Genomic DNA, 25,292 nt, shown 5'->3' with positions numbered 1-25,292 from the left:
CATGATGTTCACCTTTTTTATTTTCCTTCTTTCCTTTTTTGTTTCTGTTTTTCTTTGTATTGAGTCGGCGTTTCTCCTGTGTATTGTTTGAAAGCCGTACTGAAATAGCGTGAAGTAGTAAATCCGATCTTCTCGGCAATTTCCGTAAAAGACATATCCGTATGAGTGATGAATGTGATCGCTTTCTCCATCCGGAATTTATTGATGTAATCATTGGCTCCCATATCGGTTAGAGCTTTCAGCTTATTGTAAAGGGAAGCCCGGCTCATTCCTATTTCTTTGCAAATAAGAGTGACATCCAGATTGCTGTTATCCAGATTCTCCTGAATAATTTTATTCAGTTTCAACAGGAAGGTTTCATCTGCCTGGCTGAATGTGCTTTCTTCCGGTGCAGGAACCAATCCTGCATTTAAATATCTCTTTTTGATAGATTCGCGGTTTCTTAACCGGTTACGAATGATTTCCATTAACATTTCTATCTCAAAAGGCTTTGTAAGATAGGCGTCTGCTCCATTCTTATAACCACTTAACTGGCTTTGTTTATCATCTCTTGCTGTCAGCAGTACAATAGGAATGTGACTGATGGTAATGTCTTCCTTGATGTTTTTACAAAGTTCATATCCATTCATTCTCGGCATCATCACGTCACTGACGATAATATCCGGAGTATGGCTTCTGGTCAGTTGGAGGGCTTCCACACCGTCCGAAGCAATGATTATCCGTTTGAAATATTCTCCCAGTGACTTTTTTAGGAAATCCGTCAGGTCCGGATTATCATCCACCACTAATATACTGTAAAAACTCGTATCGAAATTACTCTCCTCCGGCAATTGTTCTTTACTGTCATCGCTCATCAATTCGTTCAGATAGGCTTTCGGTTGGCAGATAATCTCTTCTGATTGTTGGCGAAGTGGGAGTTCAAAGAAGAATGTTGCACCGGCTTCCTGATTGTCTAGGGCACCGATGGAACCTCCGTGTAATTCGACCAGAATCCTGGAATAGGATAATCCGATTCCTGTCCCGCTCTGTTCTCCTGTACCCTGATAGAAACGGGTGAAGAGTTTCTGCGTATTTACTTGTTTGAGACCGTTTCCCTGATCTATGATGGAGACACGGACCCTGTTTTCCTCTGAAAGCAACTCCGAAGTAATGATTATTTCTGCATCTTGCGGACTGTGTTTTAAGGCGTTGATAAGCAGATTGCTTAGAATAATCTCACACTTGTCTTTATCGAAACTAACAGTGTCGATATGCGGGTCAAGCTGATAACGGATACATACGTTCTTTGCTTCGCCTTCGCTGGTGAAATCTTGTGATACATGTTCAATCCATTGATTGAGAGCGTATGGTTGTATCTGCAATTTGCTTTCTCCAACCTCCATCTTACGCACATCAAGTACCATATTGATAAGATTCTTCATTCGCTGTGACTGGCGATATATCGCTTTTATAGGTAGATATTGTGTATCTTCGGCAGAAAGCGATTTCAATATTCGGCTAAGTGGCGCATGTATGAGAGTCAATGGGGTACGCAGTTCGTGACTGATATTAATAAGGAAGCGCACTTTTTCTTCGTACACCTGTTGCTCATGTTCCTTCATTGCCCATTTCAGCTTTTCCTCTTTGCGTTTTAACGTTCTTCGGAAAGTTTCGATGACAGCAGCAGTAATGAACACTGCACAACTAATGATGAACCACCATGTCCGATACCAGGGAGGGAGAATCGTCAGTTCCAGTACCTCTTGACTGGGAATCCAACTACCATCTTTCGCTGTGCAGGAAGCCATGATCTTGTAACTTCCCGGAGGAAGTGAGCGTATGGCCAATTCGGGATTATATGATTCGATTTGCTGATCGTTCAGTCCTTCTATCTGATATCTGTATACTTTCTGCCGGAAGATATCTTTTTCTTTCGACATGATCCGAATGGTTATATTACTGTTCCAGGGAGCAGAAATTCCTATAGGGTTACTACTTAGCTTATCATTAACGGATTCTCCGTTGATAACCACATCCGAGAGTTGTAATTGCGGGAATTCGGAAGTGATTAAGGGCAAGTTGCTGTTAATATGCAGTAATCCTTTCACACCTCCCATATAGATATTCCCCTGTGAACTTAATAAACGGGGCTTGGATAGGTACTCATTCTGAATGACACCGTCGGATTCACCGAATAGAACAAATTTTCTTTCTTTGATTAACCAGGCGAAAAGCATATTGTCAGTTCCTATCCAGACTTTTCCTTGCTGGTCGCATACTATCAGAGTGACTTCTTCAAAGAGGGAGGTTGGTATCGGAGTTTGTTCTTGAGTGACAGGGTTATAATGTATTAGTCCGTAATTGTTTCCTATCCAGAAATTTCCATATTCATCTCGTGAGACAGAATTAATCAATGTGTCTTTACTGCATTGAAATATTATTTCGAGGCGGTTGGTACGGTTGTCCAGACAGAAGATATGTTTGCTGTCGTTCAGATATGTGTTATTCTGACTATTTGCTATAGGCAAAATGGTACCGATAATGTCTGCTCCTTGTTGTTCGGTAGCAATACTGAATGTTTGTTCTTTCAAGTTGTATTGGTAGATATGGTCTCCCAATAGCAGTACACTATGGGGGGAATTGAGGAATAGGTTTACTGTTTTTCCCCGGCTTCCGAGACGTTTGGAAGTTTCGGGATCAATAATAATAAAAGGAGTCTTCTTTCCCGTTGACGGGTTGAAAACAAATACGCCCTGTGAGAAAATAGAAAGCAATAGATTACCGGAGGTAAAAGGGCAGATAGAGGCTACTTTATCTTCCCATGTGGAAGGAAAGTGGGTGAACTTTTCTGTAAGGGGATTAAAAAGGTTAATACCTCCACCGTCCGTGCCTATCCAAATGCGACTATCAGATTCCTGATAGAGGCTTAGTACGGTATTGTTACTTAATCCGCGGTCATTGCCCGGCAATACATCCGTATAAGTTTTCATGGAAACCTCCCGGATGCTGATAAGACCGTTGCGAATACTTCCTGCCCATATATTATTGTTCCGGTCATTATAAAGACAGAGAATGGAGTTAGCGGGCAGTGAGTAGTTATCTCTTCCCGGTACATGCTCCAATAAAGAGAAATTTCCCGTTTCAGGTTCAAGAATATTGATGCCTCCTCCATCCGTTCCGATCCATATCTTCCCTTCCCGTTCAGCAAGACTTAAGACGACATTATTGCTTAAATCCGAGTTGTGTGTGGTATACGAAGCCAATGGTCTTCCGTCATGGGAAAAACAGCTTATGCCTTCGTTGTAGGGGGCTATCCATATCCGGTTTTGTGAATCAATAAGCATATTCATGATTTCCTTTCCGCAGTCAAAAGGAGGAGGTGTGTGTTTACCCGTATTTAAATCCAGAAGAAGTAATCCCTGCCATCGGCTGCAGCAAAGAAGAGTGTGCTCATTCCATAAACTTAGTAACGTGATATTGAAATTGGGCTCTCGATTAAACGTCTGTAAAAGGTGAAGAGAAGAATGCTGATAACTATAGAAATAGACTTTGTTTTGCGAGCCGAATAAAACTCCGTCTTTCATTAAACAAGTCGAGTAGGCTACTATATTATTTCCTTTCTCGTCCGTAGGTATGAAGAAATCATCACTTTGCCGTTGATAACATGCCACTCCTTTTTCTGTCAGAATCCAGATGTTATTCAGTTTATCTTCTGTTATCTGATTGATTTGGTTGTGGGGGATGGAATGAGGGTTGTCTGCTTGATGAGTATACTTTTTAAGTTCGTGGCCGTCGTACCGTCCTAGTCCGGAACGGGTTCCAATCCATACAAAACCTTGTTCATCGGTCAGGATGCATCGTACGGTAGAAGGTAACCCGTCTTTCAGGGAGATTTGCTTGTAATAATAATGTCCGGCTTGAAGGGAGGGAACACCGACAAACTGTATAATGAACGCTATACATAGCAGAATAAAGGTTCTTTTTCTCATGGTATTAGGTCAGTTAAACTGAAACAAAGATAATATATTCAAATGAATATTTGTTAAGAAAGCAAACTTATTTTATTATTCCTTTGAGTCAGAGAATGGTGTTTGAATGAAAATTCTTTTCTTTATTTAGCTGGATTCTCTATCTTTGCCCGAAAATATACGACTATGATTACCGAAGAACTACAGAAACTTTATCAGTCATATACAGGTGTTCCCGCTGAAAACATCGCAGAATTACCGTCTTCCGGTTCCAATCGCCGTTATTTCCGTCTGACGGGCATACAAACACTGGTTGGAGTATATGGAACCTCTATTGATGAGAATGAAGCTTTTCTTTATATGGCAGGACATTTCCGTAAAAACGGCCTGCCGGTTCCCGAAGTTTACATTGCATCGGAAGATAAAACTTGTTATCTGCAAGAAGATTTAGGTGATACTTTATTGTTTCATGCCATTGAGAAAGGCCGGGCCACCAGTGTATTTTCCGAGGAAGAAAAAGAACTGCTCCGCAAGACGATCCGTTTACTTCCCGCTATTCAGTTTGCCGGTGCTGACGGGTTCGACTTTTCCCGTTGCTATCCCCAACCGGAGTTCAATCAGCGTTCTATCCTTTGGGATTTGAATTACTTCAAATATTGTTTTCTGAAAGCTACCGGAATGGAATTTCAGGAAGACAAACTGGAAGATGATTTTCAGAAGATGAGCGATGTTCTGCTACGTAGTTCTTCCGCTACTTTTATGTATCGTGATTTTCAGAGTCGTAATGTGATGATAAAAGACGGGGAGCCGTGGTTTATCGACTTTCAGGGAGGACGTAAAGGTCCGTTCTATTATGACATAGCCTCTTTCCTGTGGCAAGCGAAAGCGAAATATCCGGATAGCCTCCGTAAAGAACTGCTGCAAGAATATATAGACGCTCTTCGCAAATACCAACCGATTGACGAATCCTATTTTTATAGCCAACTTCGTCACTTTGTTCTTTTCCGTACGTTGCAAGTGCTGGGGGCTTATGGCTTCCGCGGATACTTCGAAAAGAAACCTCATTTTATTCAAAGCGTTCCCTATGCTATCGAAAACCTGCGTGAATTGTTGAAAGAAGAATACCCGGAATATCCGTATCTCTGCAGGGTTTTGCGGGAACTTACCGGACTGAAACAATTTACGGACGACCTGAAAAAGCGGCAGCTTACTGTCAAAGTGATGAGCTTTGCCTATAAGAAAGGAATTCCTGATGACTCTACCGGCAATGGAGGAGGCTATGTATTCGACTGTCGGGCCGTCAACAATCCCGGTAAGTATGAGCGTTACAAACCTTTCACCGGACTGGATGAACCTGTAATCACTTTCCTCGAAGAAGATGGTGAAATACTCCGTTTCCTCGATCATGCCTATGCTTTGGTAGACGCCTCCGTAAAACGCTATATGGAACGTGGATTCAGCAATTTGTCCGTTTGTTTCGGTTGTACCGGAGGGCAACACCGTTCTGTTTATTCAGCCCAGCATCTGGCAGAACACCTGAATCAGAAATTTGGTGTGAAAGTCGAACTGGTGCACCGGGAACAGAATATAGAACGTACGTTTGAGGCAACCATCTAAAGAGATTAACTATAAAGGAGGAAGTTACGAATAAAATGAAAGCAATGATATTTGCTGCCGGTTTGGGTAGCCGGTTGAAACCGCTTACCGATACCATGCCTAAGGCTATGGTTCCCATAGCCGGACATCCGATGTTGGAACATGTGATTTTAAAACTGAAAGCTGCCGGATTCACGGAAATTGTGATTAACATCCACCATTTTGGCGATCAAATACTTGACTTCCTGAAAGTCAATGAGAATTTCGGGCTTACCATACATATTTCCGACGAACGTGACTTGTTGCTCGATACTGGTGGAGGAGTCAAGAAAGCCCGTTCTTTCTTTGAAAATTCGGATGAACCTTTCCTGATACATAATGTAGACATTCTTTCAGATGTGAATCTGAAGGAATTATATGACTATCATTTACAGAGTGGCGGTGTGGCAACTTTACTGGCAAGCCGACGTAAAACCTCTCGTTATCTGCTTTTTGATGAAAAGAAGAAACTTTGTGGCTGGACTAACAAGGATACGGGACAGGTGAAGCCGGAGGGATTCCAATATGATGAATTATGCTATCAGGAATATGCATTCAGCGGTATCCATGTCCTTTCACCTGCCATTTTCCAATTTATGGATACGCCTCGTTGGGAAGGGAAGTTTTCTATTATGGATTTCTATCTTGCCACTTGTCGGCAAATAAACTATTCCGGTTATCTTGCAGAGAATTTACAACTGATTGACATCGGTAAACCGGAGACATTGGCTAAAGCTGAAAGTTTTCTATACCAAAGCACCAAATAAAGATACAGAAAGGGACCAAAAGGTCCCTTTTCTAATATGTAGCAAAATATTTGTTTAACTTTGCCCGGCTGAACAAACGAAATTGCAATACTATACAAATCTTGCTACATGGAACAGATTCGGATAAATGGGATAGCTGATAATTTATTACATGACATTTTTAATGATTTGTCTGTAGGACTCGAGTTGTATGATAAGGATGGCATTATGATAGATGTCAATTATTCGCGGTTGAGATCAATGGGGATAAAAGACAAAAAAGATATTTTGGGTTATAATCTATTCAACTATACGAGTTTCTCTGATGAAATCAGAGAACAAATTAGAAAAGGGGAGACTGTGCGTTTCGTTGCAAAATATGATTTTGATGCCTTACGTCATCTTTTCCCTACTTGTTTGTCCGGTACTCGATTCTTTGAGATCACTGTTTCTTTCGTTCATAATGAAAAGTCTGAAATTACGAATTATATGGTGATAACTCAGGATGTCACCGAGCGTATCTTATGGCAAAACAAATATGATAATCTCTATGAAGAAGCTGTGCGCTCGAAAAAAGAACTCCTTGAGAGCGAACAAAGGATGATTCATTTGATTCGTCAGAATGAATTGGTGCTGAACAATATTAATTCAGGCTTGGCGTATATTGCAAACGACTATATCGTACAATGGGAGAATATCTCGCTTTGTAGTAAAAGCCTTTCGTATGAGGCTTATAAGAAAGGAGAACCTTGCTATTTGACAGCCCATAATCGCAACGCTCCTTGTGAGAATTGTGTGATGCAACGTGCCCGCCAATCCGGTCAGGTAGAGTCTATTTTGTTTAATCTGGATAACAAGCACGTCATTGAAGTATTTGCTACTCCTATATTTAATGAACAGGGAGATGTTGATGGTGTGGTAATTCGCGTGGATGATGTGACCGAGCGGCAGCACATGATTGGTGAACTTGAAAAGGCGAGGAGCCGGGCTGAACAATCCGATAGGTTGAAGTCTGCTTTTCTAGCAAATATGAGTCACGAAATCCGTACTCCTCTAAATGCTATCGTTGGTTTTTCCGACTTGCTGATGGTGACGGAAGATAAAGAAGAAAAAGAAGAGTTCATTCAGATTATCAATGCCAATAATGAATTGCTTCTGAAACTGATTAATGACATACTGGATCTTTCGAAAATAGAAGCCGGCTCGGTAGAATTGAAATACGAGGATTTTGATCTGGCTGTTTATTTCAATGAATTGGCTGCTGCAATGCATCGTCGTGTAGTGAATCCACAGGTTCGTTTGGTTGCTATGAATCCTTATGAATCTTGTATCGTTCGTCTGGATAAGAACCGGTTGGCACAGATTCTCACCAATTTTGTAACTAATGCCATCAAATATACCTGCGAAGGAATGATTGAAATGGGATATGAAAAGATAAACGGGAGTATTCATCTTTATGTTCGTGATACAGGCATCGGCATACCGGAAGATAAAAAAGACAAGGTGTTCCAGCGTTTTGAAAAACTGGATGAGTTTGCGCAGGGGACCGGATTGGGATTATCTATTTGTAAAGCCATAGTTGAGGCTTTCAAAGGAGAGATAGGTTTTGAGTCGGAATTTGATAAAGGATCCCTGTTCTGGGCGGTTCTGCCGTGCCAGTTCGAATCGGTCGACAGCGGACTGTATATTTCCCGTCAGCGCCTTGGGAGGGAAGTGGAAAAAGAAGAACCTCATGCTTCCGAAGAGATGAAGTCTTCTAAAAGAGTGCTTGTAGTAGAAGATATTCAGAGTAACTTTTTTTTAGTATCTTCTATATTGAAAAATAAATTTCAGTTGTTACATGCTCCGAATGGGCTGAAGGCGGTTGAGATCGTCCGGACTCAACCGGTGGATCTGATATTGATGGATATGAAGATGCCTGTTATGGATGGGCGTACTGCAACTTCCGAGATCCGGAAGTTCAATACGGAAATACCAATTATCGCCCTGACCGCTCATGCTTTTGATGCCGACCGGGTGGCTGCTTTGAAAGCCGGTTGCGATGATTATCTGGTGAAGCCGATCAATGGAGCGAAGTTGATGCAGACGTTGAAAGAGTATGGTTGCTGAAAGGATCGGATTAAAAATGTGCTGATCTGAAAAAATGTATATTCCATTCATCCTGCTTTTAATATTTAGGTCAATGGTCAATGGCTTGCTGAAAAATGCGCTTCATTTTCATTTATAGAGTGTGAGATTGTATGCTGTTTTGCTGTATAGCCTTTGAAAGTGTTTCTTGTAGGTTCATTTTTTATGTTTATATGCTTCTTATTTTCCTATATAGAGAATATTCTGCTTTTTGTTTCAGTTGTTTATTTAAAGATGAACTAGCTTGCAAATAGTCTTTTCAGAAAACTTTTATACCTAGGTCGGTGACTTTGGGGCGGTTCCTCGGTGAGTAAGGAGGTATTGCTCACCGAGGAACGGTTTGTTGCTCACCGAGGAAGTTTATCAATTTCTTTGGGAAGAATACATATTATCCGAAAATAAATGTAGTATTTCTCTTCTAATATGCATATATATGTAGTTTCTTAATGCTTTTTTATGTTAGGGTACTTTTTTCTGTTACCGTTTCATCTTCCTGAATATGAAAAATAGAACATGTATTCAGCTCAAAAGAAAAGTTAGGTCTTATCATAATTATAGCTTTCCTTATTTGACTTGGAAAGTGTTTAATGATGTCTATAACGCTATAATTTATCGATGAAATGGATGATTTCAGACAAAATTGGATATAAAATAGCGATTTTGGAACATCTTATTTTCATAGCCTTCATATTTTTGTAGCCGATAAGAGTTGTTGAATGCGTAGTTTTAATAACTCTTTTAAACTAAGAGTCTTTGAGATTTATTTTTGTTAGCTAATAAATAAAGTCTTTATTGTTAAATGTAATATTATGAAAAGAAAGAAGCTTATGAAAAAACAAAGCTGCTTTGTTGTTCTTCTGATGCTACTCCTGTTATTTCCGTCGGGAGTATTTGCACAGCAACAAATGATTAAAGGACAAGTAGTAGATGATAAGGGTGAAACTGTTATTGGTGCTACAGTCATGGTAAAAGGAGGGCAAGAAGGTGCCATAACCGATATTGATGGAAATTTCTCTGTAAAAGGTAAAGTTGGAGCCACATTAACTATTTCTTATGTAGGTTTTTCTCCTCTTGAAGTAAAAGTAACGAAACTGGAGGGTAATCGTTTCGTGCTCAAAGAAGACTCAAAAGTACTTGATGAAGTGGTAGTGGTAGGTATGGGGAAGCAGAAACGTAATACAATTACGGCTGCCGTAGCTACAGTTAAGTCCGATGCGATTGTCAATCGTCCGGTAACCGACGTGACTAGCGCGTTGCAAGGTAATGTCGCTGGTTTGAACTTTGCGTCAGATGCTGCAGCGGACGGTGTAGGTGGTGAGACTGGTGCTGAAATTAAATTTAATATTCGTGGAGTTGGTTCTATCAATGGTGGCGAACCTTATGTATTGGTAGACGGTGTGGAACAAAGTATGCAGAATGTTAATCCTGCCGATATCGAAAGTATCAGTGTTTTGAAAGATGCTTCCGCATCAGCTGTGTACGGTGCCCGTGCTGCTTATGGAGTAGTATTGGTTACCACTAAAAGCGGACGGAAGGAAAAGACACGTGTTACCTATCGCGGAACGGTTGGTTTCAGTTCTCCTATTAATATGCCGCAAATGATGAACTCATTAGAGTATGCCAACTATTGCAATCAGCGGGATGTGAATATGGGACGTACAGCTCAGATCTCAAATGCAACCATCGAAAAGATAAAAGGCTTTATGGCTAATCCTTATTCGGCAGAATTTCCCGGCATCGGTCCTAATCAAGCGGGTGACGGTTGGGCAGCAGCCGATAATGTTCAGTATGGTAATACAGATTGGTTTGATTATTATTTCAAAGACCGTGCGATACGTCATTCTCATAATTTGAGTGTACAGGGTGGTGGAGAAAAATCTACTTATTACATTGGTTTAGGATATACTTATCAGGAAGGTTTGATGGATCAGGTTCAGGATGATCTGAAAAAGTATAATATCAATACTAAATTTTCGGTTACAGCAACCGATTGGTTGAAATTCCACTTTAATAATAATGCAACGATAAACATAATCAATCGTCCGATGGCTAATCAGACTATTTTTTATGGTACGATAGCCAATACGGCTCCAACCCGTGTGACTCAATTACCCATTGAACAGGCGGAGTATTCTACTCCAACTTGGAATGAATTATTATACTTGAAAAAGTCCAATTATAATCAGAACCGTGTTTCGGATGCATTATCTTTCTCGGCTATTATTACTCCGCTGCAAGGATGGGATATCATGGGAGAAATGAAAGCCCGTTTGGATGTGGAAAATAATAGTTTCAAATTGAAAAAAAGCAATCATGCATTGCCTAACGGGCAAGTTATAGAGACTTCCGGCAACCGTCAGGGATATCAATATCCGGGTATGAGATGGCAAAATACACGTTTCGGTTCACTGACACGCGGTAGTGCTTTCAATTACTATCTGTCTCCCAGTTTGTCCAGTACCTACATGAATCAATGGGGGGATCATGATTTTAAAATCATGGCAGGTTATCAAATGGAATTGCAAAAAAATTCCAGTGAATATATGTATAAAGATGGAATGTTGAGCGAAGATACTTATTCATTTGACAATGCCGATGGAACCGTATATGCCGGAGAGGCTCGCACTCACTGGGCTACGATGGGATTTTATACCCGAATCAACTGGAACTATCAGAATACATATTTCTTGGAACTTAGCGGACGTTATGACGGCTCTTCCCGCTTTGCGCCGGGACATCGTTGGGGATTCTTCCCGTCTTTTTCTGCCGGTTATGACATTGCCCGTACTAAATACTTTGCCGATTTGAATATGCCGGTATCACAATTCAAAGTACGTGTTTCTTATGGACGTCTGGGAAATCAGAATGGTGCAGGATTATATGATTATCTGGGAGTGATGAGTCTTGACCCGAATAACGTGAATGCATGGTTACTTCCGGGAGGAGGTGATGTAATAGGTAAAGGAACAATCTCATTAACTCCGAAAATGATCAGCCCGTACATTACATGGGAGAAAGTAGACACCGCCAACTTCGGTTTGGATCTTATGTTATTGAAAGACCGTTTGTCTGTAACGTTTGATGTTTATCAACGTACGACCAAAGACATGATTGGTCCTGCTGAAGCTATTCCGGCTGTCAGCGGTATCATTCCCGATGATCGTGCAAAAATAAATAATGCTACTCTTCGTAACCGGGGTTGGGAACTCTCTGTCAACTGGCAGGATAAGTTGAAATGTGGTTTTAGTTATGGAATAGGATTCAATTTATTCAATTACAAGGCTGTGATTACGAAGTATAACAATCCTGAAGGTATTATTTATAACAACCATACCGGTTTGGATCGCAACAAAGGTTATTATGAAGGAATGGATATAGGTGAGATCTGGGGATTCGTAGCAGATGACTTGTTTATGACCAATCAGGAGATTGATTCATATCTGAATAGTAAAGATCTTTCTTTCTTTAAGAATGACAACCTTTGGCAAGTGGGTGATTTGAAATATCTGGATACTAATCGTGATGGTAAAGTAGATCCGGGAAAAGGAACATTGGAGGATCATGGCGATCTGAAGGTAATCGGAAATGCTACACCTAAATATTCATTTGGTATAAATTTGAACTTGGGATATAAAGGATTCTCTGTCTCTACTTTGTTCCAGGGAGTGGCGAAACGTGATTTTGCATTAGCGGGAAGTACTTATCTTTTTGGTGGAAAGAACTTCTTTAAAGAGCATCTCGACTATTTTAGTCCGTCGAATCCCCGTGGATATCTTCCTCGTCTGACAGATCCCAAAACAGTAGATTATAATACAAATATTGGTTACAATACAACACGCTATATGGTCAATGCCGCTTATATGCGTATGAAGAACCTGACCGTGTCTTATACATTCGACAAGAAGCTCTTGAAAACTATGAGACTGGAAAATTTGAGAGTATATTTTACGTGTGACAACCTGTTTACTATTACTAAGTTGCCTAAGGCTTTTGATCCTGAAACCTTGAATCAGGTAAATACTTGGGCGGGTGGTAGCAATGCTACAGCACCGGGACTTACCTCCGCTGCCAATGAGAACGGTAACGGTAAAGTATATCCGATGAACAGAAACTTTGTATTTGGTCTTGATTTTACTTTTTAATAAATAACAGAGAAGTATGAAACGATTTTATTTATATATAGTATTGATGGCGGGTCTTGGAATATGTGTATCTTCTTGTGCCGACTTTCTGGATCGTGAGCCGCTTACCGTACCGAACAACGAATCGTTCTTGTCCGGTGAAGCCCAAGTGCGTGGATATATCAATGGTCTTTATACAGCGCTTCCTTCATTAGCGAAATTCGGAATGGGAGTGCGTGGAGAAGAAAAGAACAGTGATAATATTCTTTCCGAAATTTACAATAAGCGTCTGAATGGTGAGGAAACCTTGTTTTCCAGCAGTGAAGACTGGGAAAACGGTTATAAAAATCTGCGTAATGTGAATTATTTCTTTCACTATTACCTAGTACCGGAAGACATGGAAACAGAAGAAGTAAAATCATTGAAAGGCGAAGCTTACTTCCTGCGGGCTTACTGGCACTTTGTTCAGTTGAAGAAGTTCGGTAATATTCCTATTATGGATGCTTTCTGGGATGAACATGCCACGATAGCCGGTTTGCAGATCCCGCAGAAAGATCGTGGTGAAGTTGCTAAATTTATCTTGGAAGATCTGGACAAAGCAGAGAAACTATTGTTCAATAGAAGCAAATACAGCGGTTTGCGTATTTGTAAGGAAGCGGCTATGTTGCTTGCCATGCAGGTTGCGCTATACGAAGGTTCGTGGGAGAAATACCACAAGAATGATGAATTTGCGGCTGCCACTGACCAATCGGCTTATTTCTTTGGAGAAGTGTTGAGATGGGGAGATATGCTTTTCGAGCAAGGTATAAAATTAAATACGAAAGAAACAGATGGCGGTGTAGTCAATCCGGGAGATGCTTACGGACGTCTGTTTAATCAAAATGATTATTCCAACATTTCAGAAGTATTGTTCTGGAGAAAATATTCGGTTACTGACGGTGTGTTTCATGCCTTGACCGGATTAGTGGGTGGAGGAGTTGTCGATCAGGATGGACCTGCCGGTATAGCCGGAGACTTGGTAAATACCTATTTGAATGCTGATGGAACGCCTGTTGATCCGAATAATAGCAAGTTTAAAGATTTTAATGAAACCTTTAAAAGCCGGGATTTGCGCCTCACAGAAACTATCATGAGCAGTGGCTATAAGTTTAAATCTACTGCTAAAGGTTCTCGTCCGATGAAAGTGGCAGATGCTTCTACCGGTGATAAAACAATCAATCCTCCTTTCCTGGCAGGTGATGGTAATGCTAAAAATGTAACAGGGTATCACATTCGTCTCGGAGTAGATACGACATACGTTTCAGGGGACTGTGAAACCGGACTGGTACTCATGCGTTATGCTGATGCATTATTGAGCTATGCCGAAGCTGCCGAGGAATTGGGCAAATGTGATGATGAAGTGTTAAGTAAAACATTGAAACCTCTGCGTGCACGTGCCGGAGTAACTTATGTGACACCTGCCAGAGATCCTAACTTTACAGATTATGGTTATACATTGACTCCCGTTATGCAAGAGATTCGTCGTGAGCGTCGTGTGGAACTGGCACTGCAGGGATATCGTCTGGATGATCTGATGCGTTGGGCTGCTGATAAGGTAATTGTTGGCAAACGTGGCAAAGGAGCATATTTGGGACATGATGGTGTTTTATACAAATCATTTGCGGAAGATAAACATGAAGCATTAGCCAAAGTATTGGTAGATGGCAACGGATGGATGGATCCTTTGCAGGAGTTGATACCGGGTGGTTATCAATTCAATCCTAAGAGAGACTATCTGTTACCTATTCCTCCAAATGAACTGGAACTGAATAAGCAGATGAAGCAGAATCCGGGGTGGAAATAATAATCATAGACTTTATAATTAAAGATATACTGTATGAAAAAGATTTTAGAATGGACATATTTGTGGATGCTGCTTATATTACTGGCAGTGAGTATGTCAGGATGTTCTGACGATGATAATGTAAGCCCGTTGGCAGAACCTGTACCTTTAAAGATGACACTGAACAGTACGGATTTGGTAATGGGAGAGGTGCTGGAAATCACTTTTGACGTGACAGGTACAGAAGAAGGAAAAAAAGCGATGAATGAAGATCTGAATATCAGATTGAGTGCCACTACTGATAAGGGAGCAGTCGATCAGTTGGTATTTGATGATTTTCCATCGGTGGTTACCATGAGGCAGGGAGAGATGACTAAAACCGTCCGGGTTCCTGTAAAGAAAGAAGGACTGAATAGAGAACGTTCCATCGAAATATCTGCATTTGCACGTGGATATAGAATGGCAGGTGCTTTGCAAATTGTGACTGTCAGTGACTACCACTACTCTAAAGTTTCGTTGAAGAATAATGCCGATAATACGGTGAAGGAGGGACAGACTTTTGTATTGGTAGCTTCCGTCAACACTACATTGAAAGATGAACTTACCATTACTATTACTCCTAAGGCCGGAGAAGGAGAACGTTATGAAAATCTTCCTTTAGAATTGACTATTCCTGCTGGAGCGAACTCGGTAGAAAGTGCGCCGGTTACTATGATAAAAGATGTGAATACTACCGAGGATGAAGAGCTGACTCTTGATCTTGCTACAGTTCCTGTTCTTAGCCGCTATCCTTTACAGGCTACGAAGCTGACTATAAAGAAGACTGATATTCATAAAAATATGGGCAGTGAGGTAAGAGATGAACGCTGGTTATATGAAGATGCAGACCAGTTGTTTGTTTCACCGAAAAATGAAGCGGCTATAAAAGCTTGGGGACAGACTAATTATCAGGTAATGAATGAGGGAGATCCTCATCCGAATAGTGGAAAAGTGCTTCCGGAAGGAAAGTGGAAATTCTTTCGTGCATATGAATTTCATAAAATATCTTCGTGTTTAACGACGAAAGAAAGTAATGATAAAACATATGTAAGTAATGAATATCCTTTAGGTTTTGCTGACCAGAATACAGCGGCAGTAGAAACTGCAGGTTCTGTGGATAATGCTAAATATGCATGGGTTACAGACGAAGGTTATTTGAGAATGATTTCACTGAAAGAGCGTACTCCAGGAAATAATGGTACTAAAGATTTTGGAACTTCTGCTTTTTATTCCTGTAAGTTTATGCGAGGAAATGTAAATAGTCCTACTTGGGCATCCTCTAATATCCGTATTTATCCGGGAATGCGTATTGAGACGCGTGCACGTATTCGTGGTGCAGAAAATAGCGGAATGTTACCGGGTATCTGGCTCCAAGGTAATGAGCAGGTAGGAGGCGACTCGCAGTGGAATGTCTGGCCGGATTTTGGAGAAATAGACGTGATGGAAAATAACACCAAACATGGAAATTTAAGCTATAGAAGATCGGCGGAACAAACTTTCCATATCGGAAACACAGCTCCTGGAACAGGGGGAAGTCGGCATTATAATCCGACTGTTGCCGTAACCGACATTGCGGGAACAATAGATCAGTTCCAGATTTATTGGATGGAATGGGTGGATAATCAAACCGTGCGTATGGGAGTCAATGGTAAGACTACAATAACTATAACTGAAGCACAAGCGTTGGCTAATGGTGCCAGATGGCCGTTTACAGATAAAGTAAATACCGAGGGACTTTATTACATTCTGACGATGATGTTCCTAGGTAAACAGGCTCCGGATTATCCATCAATGGAAATGAGTTATCTGACAGCAAGGAATATGTTGAAAAATAATCCGAATGCGCTGATTCCCCGTATGGAGATAGACTGGGTTCGTTTCTATATCGACGATACCTATACCGATCATGATATGCCATATCGGAAAGATCTGATCCTTTATTAATAAACTGAATAAATAAACCTTTTTAATAAGATAATAATATGAAACTGAAATCAATTTTATGTGTAGTATTTGCGGCAACTTTATTAGGCAGTTGTAGCTATGATGACGGAGATTTGTGGGATGCAGTCAACGGACAGGAAGAGAGAATTTCCGCTTTGGAGAAATGGCAGAAGACAGTGGTTGAGCAACTGAATTCCTTGCAGGGAATTCTTACTGCTACAGATTATATTACCGATGTAGAGAAGGTGACAAAAGAAGATGGAACGGAAGGCTATAAAATTTCATTTCTTCATGCATCTCCTATTACGTTGTTTTACAACAAAGATGGTGAGGTGAGTGGAACAAATGAAGAAAGTATTGGCGTGGATAAAGGCGATGATGGTAAATGGTATTGGACATTGGGCGGTGAGCCCTTGCAGGTAGATGGTAAAACTATTTACGTAAATAGTGGAGATGCTATCAAAATGGAAACAAATCAGGACGGTTCTACCAAATTAACTATTGGTGATAACTCGGTGACGATACCGTCATATCCGGTTGCCCATCCTGTGACGGGCGTTACTCAATCGGGTAATATTGTTACAATTACATTGAACGGAGGTGCAACGGTAGAACTTCCTAAATATATCAACTGGAATGGCTATTTAGCAGCGGAATATAGTAAAGAGACTGCAGGAGAAGAAACTTATCCGATAGTGCTTCCGGAAGGCTGTATTATGAGAATGTTGGATACCAATCCTTCAAACTGGACAATACAAGTGACAGGTTCGGGAAATAACACAAAATTGAAAGTTGTTTATCCGGCAGCCGGAGAAGCTACAGTCGCTTTCTTGCTTTCGGATGGAGAAACTCAAACAGTAATTAAAACAGTGACGTTTAAGGCAGCTACAGATCCAGGTATCCAGTGGACTACTATAGAATATACAGGTGCGGCAATCACAATACCGGAGGGGGTATTGAGTGTTAAGGTGACAGGAACGTGTTCTGGAGGAGCTCCAAGTCTTAGAGATCACATCGCTACACCTCTAAAGACAGCAAGTGGTGTGGTAAATATTGATTTATCGGAATTGGTATATAGTGCTGCTATTCCAGCTAACGCATTCTATATAAATCTTCCAGCTTTGCCGGAAAAGGATAAGAATACATCCATTGAAACAATTATTCTTCCAAAGGGGACTATTAATATTTTCGATCGGGCATTCAAGAATTGTGTTGCTTTAAAAAGCTTGACTATTTTATCAGCAACTACCCTAGGATATAATGCTACGGCTTTCGAGGGCTGTGATGCTTTGGAATCTATCTTTGTAGCAATAGATAAAGTGGAAGCATATAAAACGGGTTGGAGTGCACTAGCGGATAAGATCAAACCGGTTCCCGAAGCGGGAGAGTAAAAGGTTTATTTTGTCATCAGATTTTTTAATGACATGAATGCCTTTCAATTAAAAGGGGGAAAATCCCCCTTTTTGTTACTTATAAGTATAGCAAGTAAATAGTGATTTCCTGTATTTTTTGATGAAATAAAAAGATTTGTAGAATATTGGACATTAATTGGTGATTTGTGGAAGTCTGAATAGATGGTTATCCTCTATCTTTGCTACTGCAATCTTATACAAAATAGTATTTATGGAAAAACTGCAATCAAACTTATTTTTTCCTTTAGCGGGAGTAGCTGCTATAGCTTCCCTAGCTTCTTGTGCAGGCAAGCAAAAACCTGCGGAACAGCAACCTCTGAACATTGTTTATATCATGACAGACGACCATACGGCTCAAATGATGAGCTGTTATGACACTCGCTATATGGAAACTCCGAATCTCGACCGTATTGCAGCTGACGGAGTACGTTTTACTCAAAGTTTTGTGGCCAATTCTTTAAGTGGTCCCAGCCGTGCCTGCATGATAACGGGTAAACATAGCTGTGCAAACAAATTCTATGATAATACCACTTGCGTTTTCGACAGTTCTCAGCAGACTTTCCCTAAACTCTTGAGAAAAGTCGGTTATCAGACCGCATTAGTCGGTAAATGGCATCTTGAGAGTTTGCCATCAGGATTTGATTACTGGCAAATCGTCCCCGGACAAGGAGATTATTATAATCCGGACTTTATTACGCAGGACAATGATACCATTCAGAAACATGGTTATATCACCAATCTTATTACGGATGATGCCATTGACTGGATGGAAAACAAGCGTGACCCACAAAAGCCTTTCTGCCTTTTGATTCATCATAAGGCTATTCATCGTAACTGGATGGCAGATACTTGCAATCTGGCTTTATATGAAGACAAGGCCTTCCCGTTGCCGGATAATTTCTTTGATGATTATGAAGGCCGTCCGGCTGCCGCTGCACAAGAAATGAGCATCGTGAAAGATATGGATATGATCTATGACCTCAAAATGCTGCGTCCTGACAAGAACTCGCGGTTAAAATCACTGTACGAAAGATTCTTAGCCCGAATGGACGAAGGACAACGTGCTGCATGGGATAAATTCTATGGTCCGATTATCGATGACTTCTACAAACAGAATCCGCAAGGCAAAGACCTTGCCAATTGGAAATTCCAGCGTTATATGCGTGACTATATGAAGACGGTTAAATCGCTGGATGACAATGTAGGTCGTGTACTCGATTATCTGAAAGAAAAAGGATTGCTGGATAATACACTTGTGGTCTATACTTCCGACCAGGGCTTCTATATGGGCGAACATGGCTGGTTCGACAAACGATTTATGTATGAAGAATCCATGCGTACACCGCTTGTCATGCGCTTACCGAAAGGCTTCGACCGTAGAGGGGATATCACCGAAATGGTACAGAATATCGACTATGCACCCACTTTCCTCGAATTGGCAGGAGCAGAGGTGCCATCGGATATTCAGGGAGTCTCGCTTGTTCCTCTGTTGAAAGGAGAACATCCGGAAAACTGGCGCAAGGCACTTTATTATCACTTCTATGAATATCCGGCCGAGCACATGGTGAAACGCCATTATGGAATACGCACAGAACGCTATAAACTGATTCATTTCTATAATGATATCAACTGGTGGGAACTCTATGACATACAGGCAGATCCGACAGAGATGCATAACCTCTACGAGCAACCTGAATACGAGCCGGTAGTGAAGGAATTGAAAGAAGAGATGTTGAAACTACAAGAACAATATAATGACCCTGTCCGATTCTCCCCCGAAAGAGACAAGGAATAACCCTGAAATAATATCATGATAAAATATATCTTCATACTGTTGACCGGATTTCTGGCATCAATAGTGACAGGATGTGATAATACAAACTTAACACGCAGTATTTCTATGGTTCCGCGCCCGGCACAGATGATGCCGGGCAGTGGCAACCATTTATTCTCCGATCAGACAGTTTTTGCAGTGGAGAATGAGGAGCAGGCGGAAATTGCAAGAGGTTTGATTACTTTGTTTACTCGTACAGCCGGTTTTACCCCCAAACTGAATGTAGGAGGAGAGGGGAATGTCCGTTTGCTGACAGACCCTTCTTTGAAGAGCGAAGCCTATTCTTTGGAAGTTTCTCCCCAAGAGATTGTTATTAAGGCTTCGGATAACAAAGGCTTTTTCTATGCCTTACAAACAATTCGCCAATTACTTCCTCCCTCCATTGAAAGAGAAAGTTTGTTGGACAAGAAATTGGAATGGAGCATTCCGGTCGTAATCATTCAGGATGAACCACGTTTCGGATACCGGGCATTGTTGTTGGATGCATCCCGTTTCTTTATTCCTAAAGAAAATGTATTACGTATCATTGATTGTATGTCAATGCTTAAACTGAATACACTTCATTTTCATTTGACAGACGACAATGGCTGGCGGGTGGAAATAAAGAAATATCCCCGATTGACGGAAGTCGGTGCGTGGCGGGTGGATCATCAGGATTTGCCTTTTCCTGCCCGTCGCAATCCGAAAAAGGGAGAACCTACCCCGGTAGGAGGCTTCTATACCCAAGAGGACATCCGGGAAATGGTGGCTTATGCTGCTGAACGTCAGGTTGAGATTGTGCCCGAAATAGATATGCCTGCTCATAGCAATGCTGCATTGACAGCGTATCCCAGACTGGCTTGCCCGACGGTGAAGGATTATATTGGTGTATTGCCCGGCTTGGGAGGACGAAATTCCGAGATCATTTATTGTGCAGGAAACGACAGTGTTTTCAACTTTTTGCAAAATGTGATGGATGAAATCATGGAATTGTTTCCCTCACGCTATATCCATATTGGTGGTGACGAGGCTCAAAAAACACATTGGAAGAAGTGTCCGTTGTGTCAGGCACGGATGAAAAAAGAAAATCTGGCTAATGAAGAGGACCTGCAAGGATATTTCATGAAGCGGATAAGTGACTATGTACGTAGCAAAGGCAGAGAGGTGATCGGTTGGGATGAACTGACCAATAGCAGTTTTCTGCCGGAAGAGTCTATTATTCTTGGTTGGCAAGGGTTTGGACAGGCTGCATTGAAGGCGGCAGAGAAAGGACATCGTTTTATTATGACTCCGGCACGCATTATGTATCTGATTCGTTATCAGGGACCGCAGTGGTTTGAACCGTTGACATATTTCGGGAATAATACCCTGAAAGACGTGTATGATTACGAGCCGGTACAAAAGGATTGGAAACCGGAATATGCTTCGTTATTGATGGGTGTACAGGCTTGTATGTGGACAGAATTCTGTAATAAACCGGAAGATGTGGACTATCTTTTATTTCCTCGTTTAGCCGCGTTAGCCGAAGTAGCTTGGACACAACCGGATAAAAAAGACTGGGCTTTGTTCCTGAAAGGAATGGACAGGTATAATGAGCATCTTGCAGAGAAGGGAATTGTTTATGCTCGTTCCATGTATAATATCCAGCATAAAGTGACTCCCGAAAATAGTGTGTTGCAAGTGAAGTTGGAGTGTATTCGTCCTGATGTGGAAATCCGTTATACAGTAGATGGTAGCGAGCCGACGGCTAGTTCATCTTTATATACCGATTCATTAACGGTAACGGCGACTCAAACCATTAAGAGTGCTACCTTTGCACAAGGTGAGCAGATGGGGCAGACGCTTGTATTACCTATTGTCTGGAACAAAGCGACCGGCAAACCTATCCTCGGAAATAAACCGAATGAGAAACTCATGACGAACGGATTACGTGGTAGCTTGAAGTATACAGACTTTGAATGGTGTTGTTGGGAGAAGAGCGACCACATATCTTTTACGATAGATTTGCTGCAAAAAGAAAAATTGAATGCTTTTACTATAGGTTGTATCACTAATTACGGCATGGCGGTACATAAACCGAAATCAATCCGTATTGCAGTTTCAGATGATAACGAAATCTATCGTGAGGTAGCAGGTCTGAATTTTACTTTCCGGGATATATTCCGTGAAGGAACCTTTATCGAAGATTTCTCCATGGATATGAAAGGAACGGAAGCAAGATATGTCCGTGTAACGGCAGAAGGGGCGGGAGAATGTCCTGCCGACCATGTACGTCCGGGACAAGAGGCGAGAGTTTATTTTGATGAAATAATGATTGAATAATCAATATTGGTTATTTGAGGCATGGATTACACGGATTAACACTGTTGCTTTGCGTAATCATAGTACTGAAGCTGTGAAATCTGTGTAATCCGTGCCTTAAAATAATAGCTTTAAGAAATAGTATGAACTAAATTAATAATGAGTACTTAACCATGAATAACCTGAAGAAACGAACGTTTTTAATCTTATCAGCAGTACTGGCTGCCACAACTTTCATGTTAGCGCAACAACAACCGTTGCCCGAATGGCAAAGCCAATATACGGTGGGACTGAACAAACTCGCTCCTCACACATACGTATGGCCTTATGCCAACGCTTCCGACATTGAAAAGCCGGGAGGATACGAGCAGTCTCCATTTTATATGAGCCTGAACGGAAAGTGGAAATTCCATTGGGTGAAGAATCCCGATAACCGTCCGAAGGACTTTTACCAACCTTCTTATTATACAGGAGGATGGGCGGACATCAACGTGCCCGGTAACTGGGAACCACAGGGGTATGGTACAGCTATCTATGTCAACGAGACGTACGAGTTTGATGATAAAATGTTCAACTTCAAGAAAAATCCGCCGCTGGTTCCTTATGCAGAGAATGAAGTCGGCTCCTACCGCCGTACCTTCAAAGTGCCTGCCGACTGGCAAGGACGCAGGGTTGTACTTTGTTGTGAAGGAGTTATTTCTTTCTATTATGTATGGGTGAATGGAAAATTACTGGGATATAACCAGGGATCAAAGACGGCTGCCGAATGGGATATTACAGATGTACTGAATGAAGGTGAAAATGTGGTCGCTTTGGAGGTGTACCGTTGGAGTTCGGGCGCTTATCTGGAATGTCAGGATATGTGGCGTTTGAGCGGCATCGAACGTGACGTGTATCTTTACAGTACCCCCAAACAGTATATTGCAGACTATAAACTGAATGCTTCTTTAGACAAAGAGAAATACAAAGATGGTATTTTCGGACTTGAAGTGACCGTAGAGGGACCTTCCGCTACTACTTCTTCCATTGCTTATACACTGAAAGATGCTGATGGTAAAGCTGTTTTGCAGGATGCTATCCGGATAAAATCCCGTGGATTGAGCAATTTTATCGCATTTGAAGAAAAGAAGCTCCCCGGTGTAAAGGCTTGGAGCGCGGAGCATCCTTATCTTTATACATTAATGCTCGAATTGAAAGATGAACAAGGCAAGGTCACTGAACTGACCGGCTGTGAAGTAGGTTTCCGTACCTCGGAGATTAAAGACGGACGTTTCTGTATCAACGGCGTTCCGGTACTGGTGAAGGGAACCAACCGTCACGAACACTCCCAACTGGGACGTACTGTGAGCAAGGAACTGATGGAACTGGACATCAAACTGATGAAGCAGCACAATATCAACACCGTACGTAACTCACATTATCCCACGCATCCTTACTGGTATCAACTTTGCGACCGTTACGGCTTGTACATGATTGACGAGGCAAACATCGAATCTCACGGAATGGGATATGGTCCTGCTTCCCTTGCCAAGGATAGTACTTGGCTGACTGCGCACATGGATCGTACCCACCGCATGTATGAGCGTTCCAAGAATCACCCGGCTATCGTTATCTGGTCGTTGGGAAATGAAGCCGGAAACGGAATCAACTTCGAACGTACCTATGACTGGCTGAAATCGGTAGAGAAAACTCGTCCCGTGCAGTATGAACGTGCTGAATTGAACTATAACACAGATATTTACTGCCGTATGTACCGCAGTGTGGACGACATCAAAGCGTATGTAAACGAGAAAGACATCTATCGTCCTTTCATTCTTTGTGAATACCTCCATGCAATGGGTAATAGTTGCGGTGGACTGAAAGAATACTGGGATGTATTTGAAAACAACCCGATGGCACAAGGCGGCTGCGTTTGGGACTGGGTGGATCAGTCATTCCGCGAAATAGACAAGAACGGTAAATGGTACTGGACGTATGGCGGTGATTACGGACCGGAAGGAATTCCGAGTTTCGGCAACTTCTGCTGTAACGGCTTGGTAGGTGCTAATCGTGAACCGCACCCGCATTTGCTCGAAGTAAAGAAAGTATATCAGAACATAAAAGCAACGCTCGCAAATCAGAAGAATCTGACCATCCGTGTTAAGAACTGGTATGATTTCTCTAACTTGAACGAGTATATACTGAACTGGAATGTGACAGCAGATAATGGCAAGATATTGGCGGAAGGTACGAAAATGGTTGATTGTGCGCCGCACGCCACCGTCGATGTTACTTTGGGTGCTGTAAAACTTCCGAATACAGTCCGTGAGGCTTATCTGAATATCAGCTGGACCCGTCGTGAAGCTTCTTCAATGATAGATAAGGACTGGGAAGTGGCATACGACCAGTTTGTACTTGCCGGTAATAAGAATTACACAGGCTACCGTCCGCAAAAAGCAGGCGAAACGACTTTCACCGTTGATAAGAAAACAGGAGCACTTACTTCATTGAATCTGAACGGCAAAGATTTATTGGCTGCTCCGCTGACATTGAGCCTTTTCCGCCCGGCAACGGATAATGACAACCGGGATAAGAACGGCGCACGCCTGTGGCGCGATGCAGGACTGGATGGTCTGACCCAGAAAGTAATTTCACTGAAGGAAAGTAAGACTTCGACTACTGCCCGTGTAGAAATTCTAAATGCGAAAAATCAAAAGGTAGGAACAGCCGACTTTGTGTATTCGTTGGATAAAAACGGTGCACTGAAGGTACACACTACTTTCCAACCTGATACGACCATCGTGAAATCCATAGCCCGCTTGGGACTGATATTCCGGGTAGCGAACTCTTACGATCAGGTTTCTTATCTGGGACGTGGGGACAATGAAACATACGTTGACCGCAATCAATCCGGCAAAATCGGTGTATATCAGACCACACCGGAACGGATGTTCCATTATTATGTTGCTCCGCAGGCTACGGGTAACCGCACCGATGTACGTTGGGCAAAATTGGCAGATACTTCCGGTGAAGGCATCTTTGTTGAGTCGGATCGTGCTTTCCAGTTTAGTATCATTCCTTTCTCGGATGTATTATTAGAGAAGGCCCGCCATATTAATGAACTGGAACGTGACGGATTGCTGACTGTACATCTGGATGCCGAACAGGCAGGCGTGGGAACGGCCACTTGTGGTCCCGGAGTATTACCGCAATACCTGGTTCCATTAAAGAAACAGAGTTTTGAATTTACCCTTTATCCGGTGAAATAGATACTGAATCAATAGGTTTTTAGATAATATATAAAGGTGGGGGTTGCACTGATTGGATGGAATATCGTAAGAAAGTATTCTGTGATAATCGTTGAAATCTGCACCTTTATTTTATCTTTGTACGATTACAATAATGA

Annotated in this window: 11 protein-coding genes; 10 read left to right on the top strand and 1 reads right to left on the bottom strand. The window is 41.7% G+C overall.

The window, feature by feature from the left end:
- Positions 1-17 precede the first annotated feature (17 nt).
- Positions 18-3,968, bottom strand: a complete 3,951-nt coding sequence (locus I2I13_RS11180; RefSeq protein ID WP_148364721.1) for a two-component regulator propeller domain-containing protein — start codon at positions 3,966-3,968, stop codon at positions 18-20.
- A 165-nt stretch (positions 3,969-4,133) separates the two neighbouring features.
- On the opposite strand from I2I13_RS11180, the gene I2I13_RS11175 reads away from it, so the two are divergent.
- The 10 genes from I2I13_RS11175 (at position 4,134) to I2I13_RS11130 (ending at position 25,155) form a co-directional block, all read left to right on the top strand.
- Complete coding sequence (locus tag I2I13_RS11175; RefSeq protein WP_195649521.1) at positions 4,134-5,564, top strand: RNase adapter RapZ; 1,431 nt, start codon at positions 4,134-4,136, stop codon at positions 5,562-5,564.
- Between the two features lie 35 nt (positions 5,565-5,599).
- The gene (locus tag I2I13_RS11170; protein ID WP_167511756.1) at positions 5,600-6,349 is read left to right on the top strand and encodes a nucleotidyltransferase family protein; all 750 of its coding nucleotides are present in this window, start codon (positions 5,600-5,602) and stop codon (positions 6,347-6,349) included.
- A 108-nt stretch (positions 6,350-6,457) separates the two neighbouring features.
- Positions 6,458-8,437, top strand: a complete 1,980-nt coding sequence (locus I2I13_RS11165) for a response regulator (RefSeq protein WP_148364728.1) — start codon at positions 6,458-6,460, stop codon at positions 8,435-8,437.
- Between the two features lie 827 nt (positions 8,438-9,264).
- Positions 9,265-12,597 carry a TonB-dependent receptor gene (locus I2I13_RS11160; protein ID WP_195649520.1) on the top strand — a complete coding sequence of 1,111 codons (3,333 nt, stop codon included), beginning with the start codon at positions 9,265-9,267 and terminating at the stop codon, positions 12,595-12,597.
- A 16-nt stretch (positions 12,598-12,613) separates the two neighbouring features.
- Entirely contained in the window at positions 12,614-14,419 is a 1,806-nt protein-coding gene (locus I2I13_RS11155) for a RagB/SusD family nutrient uptake outer membrane protein (protein WP_195649519.1), read from the top strand.
- 33 nt (positions 14,420-14,452) lie between these two features.
- Positions 14,453-16,381 (top strand): DUF5006 domain-containing protein, encoded by a 1,929-nt coding sequence (locus tag I2I13_RS11150; RefSeq protein ID WP_195649518.1) that lies wholly within the window; start codon positions 14,453-14,455, stop codon positions 16,379-16,381.
- A gap of 38 nt (positions 16,382-16,419) precedes the next feature.
- A complete protein-coding gene (locus tag I2I13_RS11145; protein ID WP_195649517.1) occupies positions 16,420-17,772 on the top strand; it encodes a PL29 family lyase N-terminal domain-containing protein in 1,353 nt (450 codons plus the stop codon).
- A gap of 232 nt (positions 17,773-18,004) precedes the next feature.
- On the top strand, positions 18,005-19,588 hold the full coding sequence (locus tag I2I13_RS11140; RefSeq protein ID WP_195649516.1) for a sulfatase: 1,584 nt from the start codon (positions 18,005-18,007) through the stop codon (positions 19,586-19,588).
- A gap of 15 nt (positions 19,589-19,603) precedes the next feature.
- Positions 19,604-21,928, top strand: coding sequence for a family 20 glycosylhydrolase (locus tag I2I13_RS11135; protein ID WP_195649515.1), 2,325 nt, complete (start codon positions 19,604-19,606; stop codon positions 21,926-21,928).
- Between the two features lie 152 nt (positions 21,929-22,080).
- On the top strand, positions 22,081-25,155 hold the full coding sequence (locus tag I2I13_RS11130; protein ID WP_195649514.1) for a glycoside hydrolase family 2 TIM barrel-domain containing protein: 3,075 nt from the start codon (positions 22,081-22,083) through the stop codon (positions 25,153-25,155).
- Positions 25,156-25,292 lie beyond the last annotated feature (137 nt).

Source organism: Bacteroides sp. D55t1_190419_B8 (assembly GCF_015558905.1).
Lineage (GTDB): Bacteria > Bacteroidota > Bacteroidia > Bacteroidales > Bacteroidaceae > Bacteroides > Bacteroides vicugnae.
This window is presented reverse-complemented; position numbering and strand designations above follow the sequence as displayed.